The organism is Nocardioides sp. JQ2195 (assembly GCF_012272695.1).
GTDB lineage: Bacteria > Actinomycetota > Actinomycetes > Propionibacteriales > Nocardioidaceae > Nocardioides.
On record NZ_CP050902.1, the window covers coordinates 1,347,033 to 1,363,127 of the forward strand.

16 protein-coding genes are annotated in these 16,095 nt (G+C 67.3%); 7 read left to right on the top strand and 9 right to left on the bottom strand.

From position 1 onward, the window contains the following. Nucleotides 1-145 precede the first annotated feature (145 nt). Nucleotides 146-508 carry an iron-sulfur cluster insertion protein ErpA gene (erpA, locus tag ncot_RS06480; protein ID WP_168616871.1) on the top strand — a complete coding sequence of 121 codons (363 nt, stop codon included), beginning with the start codon at nt 146-148 and terminating at the stop codon, nt 506-508. 160 nt (nt 509-668) lie between these two features. On the opposite strand, the gene ncot_RS06485 is transcribed toward erpA, so the two are convergent. Then, nucleotides 669-881 carry a hypothetical protein gene (locus ncot_RS06485; RefSeq protein ID WP_168616872.1) on the bottom strand — a complete coding sequence of 71 codons (213 nt, stop codon included), beginning with the start codon at nt 879-881 and terminating at the stop codon, nt 669-671. Between the two features lie 64 nt (nt 882-945). Between ncot_RS06485 and ncot_RS06490 the strand changes: the two genes are divergently transcribed. Further along, nucleotides 946-1,932 carry a carbohydrate kinase family protein gene (locus ncot_RS06490; RefSeq protein ID WP_168616873.1) on the top strand — a complete coding sequence of 329 codons (987 nt, stop codon included), beginning with the start codon at nt 946-948 and terminating at the stop codon, nt 1,930-1,932. A 130-nt stretch (nt 1,933-2,062) separates the two neighbouring features. Here ncot_RS06490 and ncot_RS06495 read toward each other — a convergent pair whose 3' ends face one another. Further along, nucleotides 2,063-2,317 carry a sulfurtransferase TusA family protein gene (locus ncot_RS06495; protein ID WP_240938101.1) on the bottom strand — a complete coding sequence of 85 codons (255 nt, stop codon included), beginning with the start codon at nt 2,315-2,317 and terminating at the stop codon, nt 2,063-2,065. Further along, on the bottom strand, nt 2,314-3,432 hold the full coding sequence (locus tag ncot_RS06500; protein ID WP_206065179.1) for an aminotransferase class V-fold PLP-dependent enzyme: 1,119 nt from the start codon (nt 3,430-3,432) through the stop codon (nt 2,314-2,316). The genes ncot_RS06495 and ncot_RS06500 overlap by 4 nt, the downstream gene beginning before the upstream one ends. 124 nt (nt 3,433-3,556) lie before the next feature. On the opposite strand from ncot_RS06500, the gene coxB reads away from it, so the two are divergent. From coxB to ncot_RS06520, 4 genes are all read left to right on the top strand, one after another. After that, the gene (gene coxB / locus ncot_RS06505; protein WP_240938102.1) at nt 3,557-4,456 is read left to right on the top strand and encodes a cytochrome c oxidase subunit II; all 900 of its coding nucleotides are present in this window, start codon (nt 3,557-3,559) and stop codon (nt 4,454-4,456) included. Next, entirely contained in the window at nt 4,453-6,213 is a 1,761-nt protein-coding gene (gene ctaD / locus ncot_RS06510) for a cytochrome c oxidase subunit I (protein WP_240938103.1), read from the top strand. Before coxB ends, ctaD begins: the two co-directional genes overlap by 4 nt. Beyond that, nucleotides 6,213-6,611: a cytochrome c oxidase subunit 4 gene (locus ncot_RS06515; protein ID WP_168616874.1), complete on the top strand. Its 399-nt coding sequence runs from the start codon at nt 6,213-6,215 to the stop codon at nt 6,609-6,611. The genes ctaD and ncot_RS06515 overlap by 1 nt, the downstream gene beginning before the upstream one ends. Before the next feature lie 120 nt (nt 6,612-6,731). Beyond that, nucleotides 6,732-7,940 carry an Ig-like domain-containing protein gene (locus ncot_RS06520; RefSeq protein ID WP_168616875.1) on the top strand — a complete coding sequence of 403 codons (1,209 nt, stop codon included), beginning with the start codon at nt 6,732-6,734 and terminating at the stop codon, nt 7,938-7,940. Between the two features lie 87 nt (nt 7,941-8,027). Here ncot_RS06520 and ncot_RS06525 read toward each other — a convergent pair whose 3' ends face one another. From ncot_RS06525 to ncot_RS06550, 6 genes are all read right to left on the bottom strand, one after another. After that, on the bottom strand, nt 8,028-9,377 hold the full coding sequence (locus ncot_RS06525) for a PHB depolymerase family esterase (protein WP_168616876.1): 1,350 nt from the start codon (nt 9,375-9,377) through the stop codon (nt 8,028-8,030). Between the two features lie 112 nt (nt 9,378-9,489). Beyond that, nucleotides 9,490-10,524 carry an LLM class flavin-dependent oxidoreductase gene (locus ncot_RS06530; protein ID WP_168616877.1) on the bottom strand — a complete coding sequence of 345 codons (1,035 nt, stop codon included), beginning with the start codon at nt 10,522-10,524 and terminating at the stop codon, nt 9,490-9,492. 122 nt (nt 10,525-10,646) lie between these two features. Further along, nucleotides 10,647-12,404 (bottom strand): cytochrome b N-terminal domain-containing protein, encoded by a 1,758-nt coding sequence (locus ncot_RS06535; protein ID WP_168616878.1) that lies wholly within the window; start codon nt 12,402-12,404, stop codon nt 10,647-10,649. After that, a complete protein-coding gene (locus tag ncot_RS06540; RefSeq protein ID WP_168616879.1) occupies nt 12,401-13,486 on the bottom strand; it encodes a Rieske 2Fe-2S domain-containing protein in 1,086 nt (361 codons plus the stop codon). The genes ncot_RS06535 and ncot_RS06540 overlap by 4 nt, the downstream gene beginning before the upstream one ends. After that, on the bottom strand, nt 13,483-14,295 hold the full coding sequence (locus ncot_RS06545; RefSeq protein ID WP_168616880.1) for a c-type cytochrome: 813 nt from the start codon (nt 14,293-14,295) through the stop codon (nt 13,483-13,485). The genes ncot_RS06540 and ncot_RS06545 overlap by 4 nt, the downstream gene beginning before the upstream one ends. A gap of 118 nt (nt 14,296-14,413) precedes the next feature. Then, the gene (locus tag ncot_RS06550; protein ID WP_168616881.1) at nt 14,414-15,061 is read right to left on the bottom strand and encodes a heme-copper oxidase subunit III; all 648 of its coding nucleotides are present in this window, start codon (nt 15,059-15,061) and stop codon (nt 14,414-14,416) included. A gap of 65 nt (nt 15,062-15,126) precedes the next feature. Between ncot_RS06550 and ncot_RS06555 the strand changes: the two genes are divergently transcribed. Continuing rightward, nucleotides 15,127-16,074 carry a cytochrome c oxidase assembly protein gene (locus ncot_RS06555; protein ID WP_168616882.1) on the top strand — a complete coding sequence of 316 codons (948 nt, stop codon included), beginning with the start codon at nt 15,127-15,129 and terminating at the stop codon, nt 16,072-16,074. The last annotated feature ends 21 nt before the right edge of the window (nt 16,075-16,095 follow it).

The following is a 16,095-nucleotide window of genomic DNA, read 5'->3' on the forward strand; positions in this document are numbered from 1 at the left end:
CCGCGCGCTCGAGTGGTCCGCGGGACCACTCGACCGTGGCGAGGGGATGGTGACCGGACCGCGGATCTGTGACCGTGTGGGGGAATAACCGACGGTGTGCGACCATTGCACGTAGTAACACGCCACGAACTTTTGGGAGCCTGAGATGACCGAGCAGGTCGAGACGAACACCGAGCACCGCACCGACCAGATCAACCTGAGCCCGGTTGCCGCGTCCAAGGTGCACAGCCTCCTCGAGCAGGAGGGTCGCGACGACCTGTCGCTGCGGATCTCCGTGCAGCCCGGCGGCTGCTCGGGTCTGCGCTACCAGCTCTTCTTCGACGAGCGGACCCTCGACGGTGACGTCGTGACCGACTTCGACGGCGTCTCCGTCGTGGTCGACCGGATGAGCGTGCCCTACCTCAACGGCGCTGTCATCGACTTCGTCGACACGATCGAGAAGCAGGGCTTCACGATCGACAACCCCAACGCGACCGGGTCCTGCGCCTGCGGCGACTCGTTCCACTGATCCACCCGGCGCACGGCGCCACCCAGACGCAGACGAAGCCCCTGCCGGAATTCCGGCAGGGGCTTCGCTGTGCCCTAGGGGCTCCGGACACCTCAGAGGGAGGGGTGGTGTCCGGCTTCCGGGCACCACAGGAGGGAGGGGTGGTGCCCTGGTCCACGGTTCAGTCGAGGTGCAGGTGCAGACCGCTCGCGAGAGCGGCCGCCCGGTCCGAGACGAACCACGTGGTCTGGGGGTGAGCCGGACGCAGGCCCTCGAAGGGGTCGGCGGGCGTCGGGAACTGCAGATGGGTGCTGACCGCACGGCAGTCGTCGATCATCTGGTGCGGGGTCTCGGCGTCGGCGTAGGGCGTTCGAAAACTCGCAATCTGGCTCATGTGATCGACCGTAATCGTTACTCCGGGGTACACCCAGACGTACCGACAGGTAGTGTTCGGCAGCATGTCACTGCTGATCGCCGGTTCCATCGCGACCGACCACCTGATGTCCTTTCCGGGCAAGTTCTCCGACTCGCTGGTCGTGGACCAGCTCGACAAGTTGAGCGTCTCGTTCCTCGTCGAGGACCTCGAGGTACGGCGCGGGGGGTGCGCGGCGAACATCTGCTTCGGTCTCGGCAACCTGGGCCTCCAGCCGGTGCTGGTCGGTGCCGTCGGCGAGGACTTCGCCGAGTACCGCAGCTGGCTCGAGCGCCACAACGTCGACTGTGACTCGGTCCACGTCTCCGAGACCCGTCACACCGCGCGGTTCGTGTGCACCAACGACGCCTCGCACGCGCAGATCGCGTCGTTCTACGCCGGAGCGATGAGTGAGTCGCGCGAGATCGAGCTCAAGCCGATCGTCGACCGCACCGGCGACCCCGAGTACGTGCTGGTCGGACCCGACGACCCCGACGGCATGCTGCGCCACACCGACGAGTGCCGCAGCCGTGGCTACCGCTTCGTCGCCGACCCGTCCCAGCAGCTGGCCTTCGGTGAGGGACCACTGATCCGCCAGCTGATCGACGGCGCCCACATCCTGTTCTCCAACGAGTACGAAGCCACCCTGATCACCCAGAAGACCGGCTGGTCGCGGGACGAGGTGCTCGACCGGGTCGGCACCTGGGTGGTCACCCTGGGCGCCGAGGGCGTGCGGATCGACCAGAAGGGCGCCGAGTCGGTCTTCGTCGAGGCCGTCCCCGAGATCGAGAAGGTCGAGCCGACCGGTGTCGGTGACGCCTTCCGTGCCGGTTTCCTGGCCGCGCTGACCTGGGGCCTGACCTACGAACGCGCCGCCCAGCTGGGCTGCCTGCTGGCGGTCCACGTGGTCGAGCAGGTCGGTACCCAGGAGTACACGCTCTCGCGGGAGGCCTTCCTCAAGCGCCTCGGCGACACCTACGGCGAGGCAGCCGTGGCCGACATCGAGCCGCACGTGAAGACCATCCGCCCCTGATCGGCGCGGCGCCAGTGGACTCGATGATGGTGGTCGAGCAAGTGGCGTGACTGAGGCACGGAGTCACGACCCGCGTGTCAGACCCGGTGAGGGAAGTTGCCAGCGTGACCGTGGCTGCGGCCCGCTGACCTCAGGAAACCCGGCGTACGACGTAGGCCGGCGTGCCGTCGTCGGCGGCGGACTCGCCGGCGTACTCCTGGCCGCGCATCCGACACCAGGCAGGTACGTCGACGCGCGCAGCGACGTCGGTGGCCACCACGGCCACCAGGCCGCCCACGGACACCTCGGAGAAGTGCCGGGCCAGCTCGATGATGGGCGCCGGGCAGCGCATGCCCCGACAGTCGAGCTCGAGGTCCCAGCCGGTGGGGGCGCCCGTCGGCGTCACAGGTCGACCTGCGCACGGATCTCGCGGACGACGTCGGGCAGCTGGTCGAGGAACGCGTCCACCTGCTCGGCCGTGGTGTCGAGGGTCAGCGATACCCGGACGTTGCCGTGGGTGAGCACACCCATCGCAGCCAGCACGTGGCTGGGTCGCAGGGTGGAGGCGGTGCACGCGGATCCCGATGCGACACCGAAGCCGCGTCGGTCCAGCTCGGTCACCAGGGCCTCGCCGTCCACGTAGAGGCAGGAGAACGTCACGAGGTGGGGGAGCCGGTCGTCCGGAGCGCCGACCACCTCCACGTCGGGGACGGTGGCGGCCACCCGAGCACGGATCTCGTCGACCAGTGCGTGCTGCTGGGCCACGAGGTCGCTCCGGGACGCGGTGACTGCCTGCAGGGCCGCAGCCGCGGCCAGCGCCGCGGGGACGTCCTCGAAACCCGATGAGCGCTCGTCGATGCGGTCGTCGCCGGGGAAGGGATTGCGCCAGCGGGCGCCCTTGCGCACCAGAAGGGCCCCGACACCGGCCGGGCCGCCCCACTTGTGGGCGGAGACTGCCGCCGCGGCCCATCCGTCGGGCAGGTCGACGCGTCCGGCGGCGGCACAGGCGTCCATGAACAGGGGGGCGTCGACGGCCTCGGCGACCGCGGAGACCGGCTGGATGGTCCCGACCTCGTGGTTCGCCGCCTGGAGCGCCACCGCGGCCAGCGGCCCGTCCGGGATCGCAGAGCGCGACACGCGCCCCTCGCGATCCACCGGGATCTCGACCACGCTGCCGCCCCGGGAGACGTGCCAGTCGCCGGCGTGCACGACCGAGGAGTGCTCGACGGCGCTGCGGGCCAGCACGGACGAGACCCGGGAGCGGCCGCCCAGCAGGCCGAGCACCCCCAGGTGCACCGCGTGGGTGCCGCTCGGGGTGAAGGTGACCTCGTCCGGGCGCGCGCCCAGGCAGGAGCCCACCACCTCGCGGGCGTTGTCCAGCATGAGACGGGCGTTGCGGGCGGCTCCGTGCAGGCGTCGCGGGTCGGCGTACCCGTGGTCGAGGGCGGCGAGGAGCGTCTCGCGAGCCGCCGGGTGGAGGGGCTCGGAGGACGCGGCGTCGAGGTAGACAGGGGGGTTCACGAGGCTCCGGTCTCCGAGGCAAATGTCACAGGTGGAATCTACCTGCCGACCTGTCGCCCAATCCCGGTCCGGGTTCCGATAGTGTGCGACTTAACCGTTTCAGTTCTTAGAGAGAGGCTCGTTCGTGGGTCTGCAACTCCCCAAGCGCGCCCGCCAGTTGGCGCTGGGCATCATGTTGGGCTTCGGCCTCCTGATGCTGGGTGCGTGTTCAGCTGAGAGCAAGGCCCAGGCACAGCGCTGGGCCATGCCGGCGAACTCACCCGGCACGGAGCAGGGCGAATACATCGCCGAGCTCTGGAAGTGGGCGTGGGTCGCGCTCCTGATCACCGGTGCCATCGTGTGGGGCCTGATGTTCTACGTCTCGTGGCGCTACCGGCGCCGTAGCGAGGACGAGATCCCGGTGCAGACGCGCTACAACCTGCCGCTCGAGATCTTCTACACGATCTTCCCGATCATGATGGTGATCGTGTTCTTCTTCCACACCGTCGACGTGCAGAACAAGGTGCTCGACGAGAAGGACGACCCTGACTACGTCGTCCAGGTGGTCGGCCAGCAGTGGTCGTGGACCTTCAACTACACCGAGGACGCCAACGATGTCGACGGTGCGGTGGCCTACACGGTCGGCACCGCCTCGCAGATCCCCACGCTGGTGCTCCCGGTCGACAGGACGATCGAGTTCAAGCTCTCCTCGCCCGATGTCATCCACTCCTTCTGGATCCCCGGGTTCCTGATGAAGATGGACGTCATCCCGGGCCAGTCCGGCGAGGACCGCAACTCCTTCCAGGTCCACACGACCGAGGAAGGCGACTACATGGGCAAGTGCGCCGAGCTCTGCGGTGTCTACCACTCCCGGATGCTCTTCAACGTCGAGGTCGTCAGCCAGGCTGAGTACGACGACTACATCGCCGGGTTGAAGGCTGACGGCTACGAGTCGGACACCCCGCTCCTCGGTGGCGCCGATGCCCGCACCCAGGCTGGTCTCGCTGAGGCCACCGCAGAACATGACAACGGAGGCGACGAGTGACCGCCACGGCTTCACGTCCCACGACCACGCCTGAGCTGGAGGCGCGCAAGCCCCTCGGCCAGCAGGTGGTCAAGATGCTGACGACCACCGATCACAAGCTGATCGGCAAGATGTACCTCATCACGTCGTTCTGCTGGTTCATGGTCGGCGGCCTGATGGCCATGCTGATCCGTTCCGAGCTGGCCTACCCGGGCACCCAGATCGTCGCTGACGAGACCTACAACCAGCTGTTCACGATGCACGGCACGATCATGCTGCTGCTCTTCGCGACCCCGCTGTTCTTCGGCTTCGCCAACGTGATCATGCCCCTGCAGATCGGGGCGCCCGACGTGGCGTTCCCGCGCCTCAACATGTTCAGCTACTGGCTGTTCCTGTGGGGCGGCCTGATCGCGGCGTCGGGCTTCCTGACGCCCTCCGGTGCTGCTGACTTCGGCTGGTTCGCCTACGCGCCGTTGTCCGACGCAGTGCGCTCGCCCGGCGTCGGTGGCGACCTGTGGATCATGGGCCTGTGGATGGCCGGTATCGGAACCATCCTCGGTGCGGTCAACTTCATCACCACGATCATCTGCATGCGCGCACCCGGCATGACGATGTTCCGGATGCCGATCTTCGTCTGGAACACCCTGATCACCAGCCTGCTGGTCCTGATGGCGTTCCCGATCCTCGGTGGTGCGCTCCTCTCGCTCGAGGCCGACCGCCTCCTCGGTGCCCACGTCTTCGACGCCGAGCACGGGGGAGCGCTGCTGTGGCAGCACCTCTTCTGGTTCTTCGGCCACCCCGAGGTCTACATCATCGCCCTGCCGTTCTTCGGCATCGTGACCGAGATCCTGCCGGTGTTCAGCCGCAAGCCCGTCTTCGGGTACGTCGGCCTGGTCGGCGCCACCCTCGCCATCGCGATCCTCTCGCTCGCGGTGTGGGCCCACCACATGTTCGTGACGGGTGAGGTCAACCTGCCGTTCTTCTCGGGCATGACGTTCCTCATCGCGGTGCCGACCGGAGTGAAGTTCTTCAACTGGATAGGCACGATGTGGGGCGGGTCCATATCCTTCGACACCCCGATGCTGTGGTCGATGGGCTTCTTGACCACCTTCCTCTTCGGTGGCCTGACCGGCGTCATCCTCGCCAGCCCGCCCCTCGACTTCCACGTCTCCGACTCCTACTTCGTGGTGGCCCACTTCCACTACGTGGTCTTCGGAACCGTGGTGTTCGCGATGTTCGCCGGGTTCTACTACTGGTGGCCGAAGATGACCGGGCGGATGCTCAACGAGACCCTCGGGAAGTTCCACTTCTGGCTGCTGTTCGTCGGGTTCCACCTGACCTTCCTGATCCAGCACTGGCTCGGTGTGGAAGGCATGCCCCGCCGCTACGCGGACTACCAGCCCGGTGACGGGTTCACCACCCTCAACCAGCTCTCCACCATCGGTGCCTTCCTGCTCGGTGCCTCGACGTTGCCGTTCCTCTACAACGTCTGGGTCTCCCGCAGGTCGCCGCTCGTCGTGGTGGACGACCCGTGGGGCTGGGGCCGTTCCCTGGAGTGGGCCACCAGCTGCCCGCCCCCGCGCCACAACTTCACCTCGTTGCCGCGGATCCGCTCCGAGTCGCCGGCGTTCGACCTGCACCACCCGGAGATCGCTGCCCTCGAGCTCGAGGAGAACGAGGCGGAGCGTGAAGGTCGATTTGCCGACGCCCCTGAAGTCAGTGGGCGTGAAGAGATGCTCGACGAGCACCTGGATGGAAAGCCGGAGGACAACGCCTGATGAAGGCTGAAACCTGGATCTTCGTCATCACGACGATCTTCTTTGCGCTCGTCGCCCCCGCCTACTGGTTCATGGCCGGTGACTGGACGGGCACCACCGCCCTGGTGATGGCTGCCCTGCTGGTCGGGATGATCTCCGTCTACCTCGGATTCCACGCCGCTCGCATGGAGCCTCGTCCCGAGGACCTCAAGAGTGGTGAGATCGCCGACGGTGCCGGTGAGCTGGGCTTCTTCCCGCCCTACTCCTGGTGGCCGCTGTGGTGCAGCCTCACCATGGCCACGATGACGTTCGCGATCGCCTTCGGCGCGTGGTGGATGGTCATCATCGGCGGAGCCTTCGGCCTGCTGGCCCTGTGCGGCTGGATCTTCGAGTACTACCGCGGAGAGCACGCACACTGATCGACACCCGTCCGAGGCCCCGTCCGTCGTGATCACCAACACGTCGTGGCGGGGTCTCGTGCTCGTGTGCACCAGTTATCCTGAAGGCGACCGAATCTGAGCCTCACGGGGGAACCTTCCATGTCCGCATCACGCACCCAACTGCGCAGCTCTGCCGTGCTGGCATCGCTCGCGCTCCTGGCCGGTGGCCTGAGCGCCTGCAGCGGGACGTCCGGACATGGGTCTGACGACGTGCGGAAGGCCAACGGGGATGCCAGCAACGCCTCCGCCCAATCGGTGCGGTTGTCGGCCAACGTGGGGCCCAAGAAGGTCGTGCCGGTCGACCGACTGGTGACGGTCGACGCCGAGGGTGGCACGATCGCCAAGGTGGTCCTGCGCTCCGATGCCGGCTCCAAGGTCCCCGGCCTGCTGAACGACGGCTCCACCCGGTGGACGGCGACCGATCGCCTCGAGCCCGGCACGTCGTACGTCGTCCGCACCACCACCAGGAACGAGGACGGCAAGGTCAAGCGCTCCACGAGCAGCTTCACCACGCAGGACCTCAGCCTCGCGCAGCAGACCTACGCCTCCGTCGCCCCGCTCGAGGGTGAGACCGTCGGCGTGGGCATGCCGGTGGTCGTCCACTTCGACCTCCCGGTGATCGAGAAGAAGGCCTTCGAGAAGCACATGGTGGTCACGTCCACGCCTGCCCAGAAGGGCACCTGGCACTGGATGAGCGACACCGAGGTCCACTACCGGCCGGCCACCTACTGGCAGGCCGGCACCGACGTGACCGTCGAGGTCGACGTCAACGCCCTCCCGGCAGGCAACGGCATCTACGGCCAGGAGTCCCGGACCGTGAACTTCCACATCGGTGACTCGGTGGTCAGCAAGGTGAACGCGCAGACCCACCAGATGAAGACCTTCGTCAACGGCAAGCTGGTGAAGACCATGCCGATCACCCTGGGCAAGCCCGGGTTCACCACGCGCAGCGGGATCAAGGTGATCATGGAGAAGTACCGCACCAAGCGGATGAACTCCGAGACGGTCGGCATCCCCGCTGACAGCGCCGAGGCCTACGACATCGACGACGTCGAGTACGCCATGCGGGTCACCTCCACGGGGGAGTTCCTGCACGCGGCACCGTGGTCGGTCGGGTCCCAGGGCTACGCCAACGTCTCGCACGGCTGCACCGGCCTGAGCACAGCCAACGCCGCCTGGATCTACAACATCTCCAAGCGCGGTGACGTGGTCGAGTACACCGGCACCGATCGGCCGATGACGCTGACCAACGGGTACGGCGACTGGAACGAGTCGTTCGCGACCTACAAGCAGGGTTCTGCTCTCTGAGCGCCCGAGCGCCTGAGCGCGGCGTGAAGGCGCCGCGGTCGGCCGGCCACGATGGCTCGTGGGCCCCGGCCGACCGGCCCGGTGCACTCAGTCGCAGGTCGCGACCACCTCATATGCCGCGGGGCCCGTCCGCTGGAGGCTGGTGATGGTGGCGTCACCCTGGCCGAGGTAGTCCTGGGTCCCGATCGCGTAGAACGGGTTGTAGGGGTCGACGCCGTACGACGTGGCGCGCCCGGCGGCCTCGTGCTCGGCGTTGCTGGTGGTGAAGCAGCTCACCGGCTCCGTGGGGTCGTCGGTGGGTTCATCGGTCGGTTCTTCAGTGGGGTCGTCCGACGGCTCTTCAGTGGGGTCGTCGGTCGGCTCGTCGGTCGGTTCCGCGGCACGACGGTTGTTCTCGAAGAAGAAGTCGGTGACGTAGGCCGGATAGTCGATGCTGTTCGCCGAGATGTAGGTGCCACCCGGGCCGGCCCCGGCCGGCCAGGCGTGCGCGACGCCGGAGTTCGTGATCAGGGAGACCCGGGGGCCCTCGGCGTCCGACCACAACGTCCCCGTGCCCGCGGTGTTGGTGCCAGCGAGCTGGGAGAGGTCGAAGGACGAGCTGTTCCCGGCGCCGTAGATGTCGGCCATGATCTCCGCGTTCAGCGTGTTGTACCCGGTGGCGACGGTGGTGTCGTCGGCGCCGTGGACCACGGAGGTGAGCTGGGTGTCGAAGCCGGCGGCGGACGAGCCGGCGAATCCCTCGCACGTCGCCTTGCCCTGCGCCTGGCTCACGGCCACCGATCCGATCTGTGCCGCGGTGGTGCCGACCGTGGGGCCGGCGTCGATGCCGATACCGGCGAACACGTCGGGGGCCAGGCAGCCCATCACCATCGTCTCGCCTCCTCCGGAGGACAGCCCGGTGAGGTAGACCTGATCCGCGTCGATGCCGAGGTCGGAGCGCGCAGTCAGCGCCTCGGCCAGGCCCAGCAGGTTGTCGTCGTGGCGTGCGGGCGAGGTCCGGGAGTGGTTGGCGTCGTAGTAGTCCCAGCAGCCGAAGAGGACCCCACCATCGGGCGCGGACGGGATCGCCACCACCATGCCGTACGCATCCGCGGTCGCGGTCCAGTTCCCCGCGTTCTTCAGGTCGGTGGCCGCCTGCGCGCAGCCGTGCAGGTTGACCATCAGTGCGCGACCGCCGGGCCGGGCCGGGGCCGTGGACGGGACGTAGAGCTGCACCTGCATGCCCGCCACGGTCTCCGTGCTCCACGTGCCGCTGGCAGCCGCGTCGTCGGGCTGGTTCGGCGCGCCGGTGCACCCGGGCAGGTCCTCGAATCCCGGGGGACAGGTGAGGGCCTGGGCCGACGAGGTCAGCCCGACCAACCCGGCCAACGCCACCACGAGGGTGACGACGAGAGCGGTGATCAGTGCGGGTGCTGTGCGGAGAGCGCGTGACGCCATGACTGGATCTCCTCCGAGGGCGACCCACCGTCGTCCGGACGCCAACGCCCGAGTCACCGGCTGTGAGTCACGTCACGGGAGATTACCTGAAAGATGATTCATGCGACAGGTCTCAGTTCTCCAGGAGCTCCCGCACGCGGGGGATCACCTCGATGCCATAGAGACGGATGCCGTCCATCAGCTGCTCGTGCGGCATGGTGCCGTTGCTGTACTTGAGGTCGAACCGGGTGGCGCCGAGAGTCCTCGCGGTCGTGGCGATCTTCTGGGCCACGGTCTCCGGGGACCCGGCGTAGACGGATCCGTGGGCCACCTCTGCCTCGAACTGCTCCCGGGTCGCCGGCCCCCAGCCGCGCTCGGCACCGATGCGGTCCCGGTTGGCCTTGAAGTGCGGGAAGAGCAGGTCGCGAGCCTCGGCGTCGGTTGGTGCCACGAAGCCGGGCGAGTGCACGCCGACGGGCAGTTCCGGGCGGCCGAACTCTCCGAGCGCGCGGCGGTACAGCTCGGCGTACGGTGCGAAGCGTGCCGCGTCGCCGCCGATGATGGCCAGCATCATCGGGATGCCGTGGCGAGCGGCGCGCACGACCGACTCCGGGGAGCCGCCGACGCCGATCCAGGTGGACAGTGAACCCTTCTCGGTCTTGGGGTAGACGTGCGTCGGCTGCAGCGGTGGGCGAATGCTGCCCTGCCAGGACACGGCGTCCTCCCTGCGGAGGGCACTGAAGAGCTCGAGCTTCTCCTCGAACAGCACGCCGTAGTCGGCCAGGTCCAGGCCGTAGAGGGGGAACGACTCGGTGAATGAGCCGCGACCCAAGGTGACCTCGGCGCGGCCCTCCGAGAGGGCGTCCAGGGTGGCGAAGCGCTCGTAGACCCGGATCGGGTCGTCGGAGGAGAGCACCGTGACGGCGGTGCCGAGGATGATGCGTTCGGTGCGCGACGCTGCGGCGGCGAGCACGATGTCTGGGGCCGAGACCGCAAAGTCGTCGCGGTGGTGCTCGCCGACCCCGAACGCGTCGACGCCGATCTCGTCGGCCAGGACGATCTCCTCGACCACGTTGCGCAGGACCTCGGCGTGGGGGAGTCGCTCGCCCGTGGCGTCCACGGTGACGTCACCGAACGTGTCGAGGCCGAGCTGGATGGGGTGGGTCACGGGATCTCCTTCGCACTGCAGTTGAACGGTCAACTGCCCTGCAGCGGGTTCCATTCCCGCCCGGAGACGCAGCGAGGGCCCGGAATGCTCCGGGCCCTCGTCTGGTGGTGCTGGTACGTCGGTCAGTGACCGCCGCGGAGGGTCTCGCCCTCGACTTCGTGACGACCGTCGAACTGGTGTCCGTCAGCGGAGTGGTCGAGCCCTGCCTCGAGCGCGTGCTCCTCGTCGGCGTGGTGGTGACCCTCCTCGAGCTCCTCGGCGGTCGGCTTCTGGATGTTGTCGGCGAACAGCGTCGCCGACAGCTTGGCGCGGACTCCGGAGAGCTTGCCGCCAGGAGCGGCCACACCGTTCTCGTCCACGTCCGAGCCCTGCACGTAGATCTCGTCGCGATCACGCGCGGTGAGCGTGTAGGCGCTCTCCTCGCTGATCGGCAGGTGACGCTCGGAGTAGCCGCCCTCGGGGGACCGCATGATGATGCCGGTCTCGTAGCCGTGCAGCAGCTTCTCGTTGTCGTGACGCTGCAACGAGATGCACCAACGCTTGGTGAGGATGAAGACCAGCACCGGGATGATGAACACTGCACCACGCATGAAGTAGGTGATGTGGTTGAGGTTCAGGTGGAACAGCACGGCCAGGACGTCGTTGCCGCCAGCGGCCCAGAGCAGGCCGTAGAGCGAGATCATCGCGGCGAGGAACGCCGTACGACCCGGAGCGTTGCGGGGACGCTGCAGCAGGTGGTGCTCGCGCTTGTCGCCGGTCACCCAGGCCTCGAGGAACGGCCAGGACAGCACCATCACCAACAGACCGATCGGAATGAGCTGGCCGGGAACGAAGATGTTCCACGACAGCGTGTGACCGAAGAGGTGGGTCTCCCAGCCGGGCATGATGCGCAGCGTTCCTTCGGCGAGACCCATGTACCAGTCGGGTTGGGACCCGGCGGTCACCTTCGAGGGGTCGTAGGGGCCGTACTTCCACACCGGGTTGATCGTCATCAGGCCACCCATCAAGGCGGAGGTGCCGAACACGATGAAGAAGAAGCCGCCAGCCTTGGCCATGTAGACGGGGAGCATCGGGAACCCGACGACGTTCTCCTCGGTGCGACCGGGGCCGGGCCACTGCGTGTGCTTGTGGTAGACGAGCAGCAGCATGTGGGCTGCGATCAGGGCCAGGATCAGGCCCGGGATCAGCAGGATGTGGGCCATGTAGAGGCGCGGGATGATGAGCTCACCCGGGAACTCGCCGCCGAACATGAAGAACGACATGTAGGTGCCCACGACCGGCGTGGCCTTCACGAGACCGTCAGCGATCCGCATGCCCGTGCCGGAGAGCAGGTCGTCGGGGAGGGAGTATCCGGCGAAGCCCTCCAGGATGCCCAGGAGGATCAGCATGCCGCCGATCACCCAGTTGATCTCACGCGGCTTGCGGAACGCACCGGTGAGGAAGACGCGCATCATGTGCACGAGCATCGAGGCGATGAACAGCATCGCTGCCCAGTGGTGCATCTGACGGACCATCAGGCCGCCGCGGACGTCGAACGAGATGTCCAGCGTCGACGCGAAGGCCTCCGACATGTGCATTCCGTTGAGCTCGGCGTAGGAGCCGAAGTACTGGACCTCGGCCATCGACGGCTTGAACCAGAAGGTCAGGAAGACGCCGGTGATCAGGAGCACGACGAAGGACCACAGTGCGATCTCGCCGAGCATGAAGGACCAGTGGTCGGGGAAGACCTTGCGGAGGTTCTTCTTGGCCGCCGTGGCCAGGCCGAGGCGCTCGTCTGCCCAACCGACGACCTTGGCACCACGCCCCTGCTTCTTGGCCGAGGCGGCGGTCTTGCCGTTGGTGGTGGCCACGGAGCTCGCGACGTTGCTGGATGAACTCATTCGGAGTCACGCTCCCAATAGCTAGGACCGACTGGTTCCACGAAGTCGCTCCGGGCGACCAGGTAGCCGTCCTTCACGGTGAGCGGCAACTGGGGGAGTGCGCGGGCGGCGGGGCCGAAGACCACGCGGCCGCCGTCGGCCAGGTCGAAGGTGGACTGGTGGCACGGGCAGAGCAGGTGGTGGGTCTGCTGCTCGTTGAGCGAGATCGGGCACCCGACGTGGGTGCAGATCTTGGAGAACGCGACGATGCCGTTGACCGACCAGTTCTCGGGGGAACGCTCCGAGAACGTCTGATCCTTGGGCTCCATGCGCAGCAGGATCACCGACGACTTCGACTTCTCGACCTGGAGGTCGACGCCCTCGAGGTACTTCACGCCGCGGCTGTGGCCCTCCTGCTCCACCTCCTCGGAGTGAGGAATGACCAGACCCTCGGGCTGGGCGTTCATCAGGTCGCCGACCTCGAGCTGCTCCGGACGCACCGGGGTGCCGGTCACGTCCCGGACGATGCGGGTGCCGGACTTCCAGATGGTGCGCTCGAGCTTCTTGCCGGGCAGCGGACCGAGGTCGCGCAGACCCACGATCAGCGGGAGGCCGACGAAGCCGAGGGCCCCGATCATCGTGTTGCGAATCAGCGGGCGACGGGCGATGCCCGACTCCTCGAGACCCGCGGAGAGTGCGGCGAGAGTGGCCTCGCGGTCCTCCTCGGAGGAGGACGCCGGGTGCCGCAGCTCGGAGATCTCGACGTCACCCATGAGCTTGCGGGCCCAATGGATGATGCCGATGCCGATGAACATCAGCGCGAGGCCGAGGGTGGTGCCGAGGGCGATGTTGGAGGCGCCCAGGCCGATGAACGTGTCGGTCTCGTCCTTGATGTCGAGCGTGAAGTAGGCGACACAGAAGAGCACAGCCATGAGCATCGAGGCGACGAAGAAGCCCGCCACCTGGCGCTCGGCGCGGCGCTCGGCCTTCTCGTCGACGTCGGTGGGACGCGGCCGGTGGGCTGGCAGGCCCGGGTTGACGATGGGCTCCTCGATGGGGGCCGGCAGGTTGTTCGACGACCCTGCGTCGTGGTGGTCGCTCACGCGTTCGTCTCCTCACTGCTGGACTCGGTCTTCTCGGAGCGCGCGGAGTGGGCCGCGATCCAGTAGGCGAAGCCCACCAGGCCACCGATGCCCAGGATCCACGCGAACATGCCCTCACTCACCGGGCCGAGGCCGCCGAGGCCGAAGCCGCCGTAGCCCGGGTTGTCCTCGATGGCGTTGAGGTAGGCGATGATCGCTGCCTTGTCCTCGGGCGCGATGTTGCCGTTGGAGAAGACGTCCATCTGGGACGGACCGGTCAGCATGGCCTCGTAGATGTGCTTGTCGGAGGTCTCGCGCAGGCTCGGCGCCTCCTTGCCCCAGGGCATGGCTCCGCCAGAGCCCTCGAAGTTGTGGCAGGCCGAGCAGTTGGCGAGGAACAGCTGGCCACCGCGCACGATGGCCTCGCTCTTCTGCTCGCCGGTCAGGTGGTCGAGGCTGTACTCGTCCGACGTCGGGATCGACGGCCCGGGGCCGAGCGAGGCGACGTACGCAGCGAGCTGCTCGATCTCCTCGTCGCTGTAGAGCTTGTCCTTCACCGCGGCCTGCTGGCCCGGCTGGGACATCGGCATCCGGCCGGTGCCGACCTGGAAGTCGACGGCGGCAGCGCCGACACCGATCAGCGAGGGGCCGTACTGGCCGTTCTGGCTGTTGATGCCCTCGCCGTTCTGGCCGTGGCAGAAGGCGCAGCCGACCAGGAAGAGCTCGCGGCCGGCCGCGATCTGCTCATCCTGGTTGTCCGAGCCCTTCTCAGCGTTGGCCGGAGCGAAGGCGGCGTACATGGTGCCGGTGAACAGCAGGCCAAGGAGCATGACCAGGAGCCCGGCAAGCGGCCGCCGGCGGTGCCGTGAGACACGGCCGGCCAAGCGGTTGAGAGGGCGATTCAGAAGACGCACGTTCAGTCCCTATGTCCTAGATCTTTGTCCGGTGCTACTTGATCAGATAGATGGTCGCGAAGAGACCGATCCACACAACGTCGACGAAGTGCCAGTAGTAGGACACGACGATCGCGCTCACAGCCTGCTCATGGGTGAAGCGGCGGGCCAGGTAGGTGCGTCCGAGGACGAACAGGAACGCAATCAGACCACCGGTCACGTGGATGCCGTGGAAGCCAGTGGTGAGGTAGAAGACCGTCCCGTAGGAGTTCGCCGGGATGGTGAGCCCGTGGTGGATGAGCTCGGCGTACTCGGTGGCCTGGCCGCCGATGAAGACGGCACCCATCACGAAGGTGAGGATGAACCACTCACGAAGGCCCCATCCGGGCACGTTGAAGATGGAGCCCTTTCGGCCCACCTGCCCGCGCTCGGCGGCGAAGACGCCCAGCTGGCAGGTCACCGACGACAACACCAGGATCGTGGTGTTGGTCGAGGCAAACGGAAGGTTCAACAGCTCCGTCTGGCTCGCCCACAGGGACTCGCTCTGAGCCCTGATGGTGAAGTAGCACGCAAACAGCGCGGCAAAGAACATCAGCTCGCTCGAGAGCCAGATGATCGTGCCTACGCTGACCATGCTGGGACGGTCATGATGCCCGTGTAGACGGGACGCCGGAATCGCAGTTGCAGTCGCCACGGGCCTCATTATGTCGGAGGTTCGTCCGGAGGGCACCCCGACCCCCTGAAGTTGGGCGTCATAAAGTTCACACCGTGGAGTTTCCCCGTGCATTTGTCCCGTTCGATGCGGGTTCCAACCTGTCTCGATTCACTTTCAGCAGCGTCTTCACCGACTGGGCGCTGGACCCGTTGCTGTTCATCGGCGCCGTCTGGGCGGTCGGGTTGTACGTCATCGGGGTGATCGTCCTCCACCGCCGGGGCGATCGCTGGCCCGTGGGCCGGTCGATCGCGTTCATCGGGGCCGGCATGGGTGGGTTCATCTTCGCCACCGCCTCGGGAGTGTCGACCTATGACACGACCCTGTTGAGCGTGCACATGGTCCAGCACATGATCCTGTCGATGTGGGTGCCGCTCTTCCTGGCCCTCGGTGCCCCGGTCACGCTCGCCCTGCGGGTCCTGCCGGGCACGTCGCGACGCGGCCCGCGCAGCTGGTTGTTGAAGCTCCTGCACTCCCGGGTGGCCACGGTGCTCTCCTTCCCCCCGTTGGCGTTCGCGTTCTACGTGCTCTCCCCTTGGGCGCTCTACTTCACGAGCTGGTACGACGCCTCGCTCGCGTCGACCTACGTCCACGAGGTGATGCACGTCCACCTGGTGGCGGTCGGGGCCCTGTTCTTCTGGCCTCTGCTGGGCATCGACCCGGTGCCCGGGCGCGTGGGATATCCGTTCCGGCTCCTGCTGATCGTCCTGACCCTGCCGTTCCACGCCTTCCTCGGGATCACGATCATGGACCAGGACTCCCTGATCGGTGAGAGCCACTACGCGCAGCTTCGTGAGGGGCCGATGGGGGACTGGCTCCCGTCGATGGCCGGCGACCAGCACCTGGCCGGGGGGATTCTCTGGGGGTCGGGTGACCTGATCGCGCTGGTCTTCTTCGGTGTGCTGTTCGTGCAGTGGGTGCGGTCCTCGATGGCCGAGGCCAAGCGCGTGGACCGCCAGCTCGACCGCGAGGAAGCCCGCGCCGCCCGTCCTGGCGGTGGTTGAGCCGCCCGTCCTGGCGGTGGT

Coding starts and splice junctions, on each gene's coding strand:
- erpA (WP_168616871.1), top strand. CDS start 146: ATGACCGAGCAGGTCGAGACGAACACCGAGCACCGCACCGACCAGATC.
- ncot_RS06485 (WP_168616872.1), bottom strand. CDS start 881: ATGAGCCAGATTGCGAGTTTTCGAACGCCCTACGCCGACGCCGAGACC.
- ncot_RS06490 (WP_168616873.1), top strand. CDS start 946: ATGTCACTGCTGATCGCCGGTTCCATCGCGACCGACCACCTGATGTCC.
- ncot_RS06515 (WP_168616874.1), top strand. CDS start 6,213: ATGAAGGCTGAAACCTGGATCTTCGTCATCACGACGATCTTCTTTGCG.
- ncot_RS06520 (WP_168616875.1), top strand. CDS start 6,732: ATGTCCGCATCACGCACCCAACTGCGCAGCTCTGCCGTGCTGGCATCG.
- ncot_RS06525 (WP_168616876.1), bottom strand. CDS start 9,377: ATGGCGTCACGCGCTCTCCGCACAGCACCCGCACTGATCACCGCTCTC.
- ncot_RS06535 (WP_168616878.1), bottom strand. CDS start 12,404: ATGAGTTCATCCAGCAACGTCGCGAGCTCCGTGGCCACCACCAACGGC.
- ncot_RS06545 (WP_168616880.1), bottom strand. CDS start 14,295: ATGCTCCTTGGCCTGCTGTTCACCGGCACCATGTACGCCGCCTTCGCT.
- ncot_RS06550 (WP_168616881.1), bottom strand. CDS start 15,061: ATGAGGCCCGTGGCGACTGCAACTGCGATTCCGGCGTCCCGTCTACAC.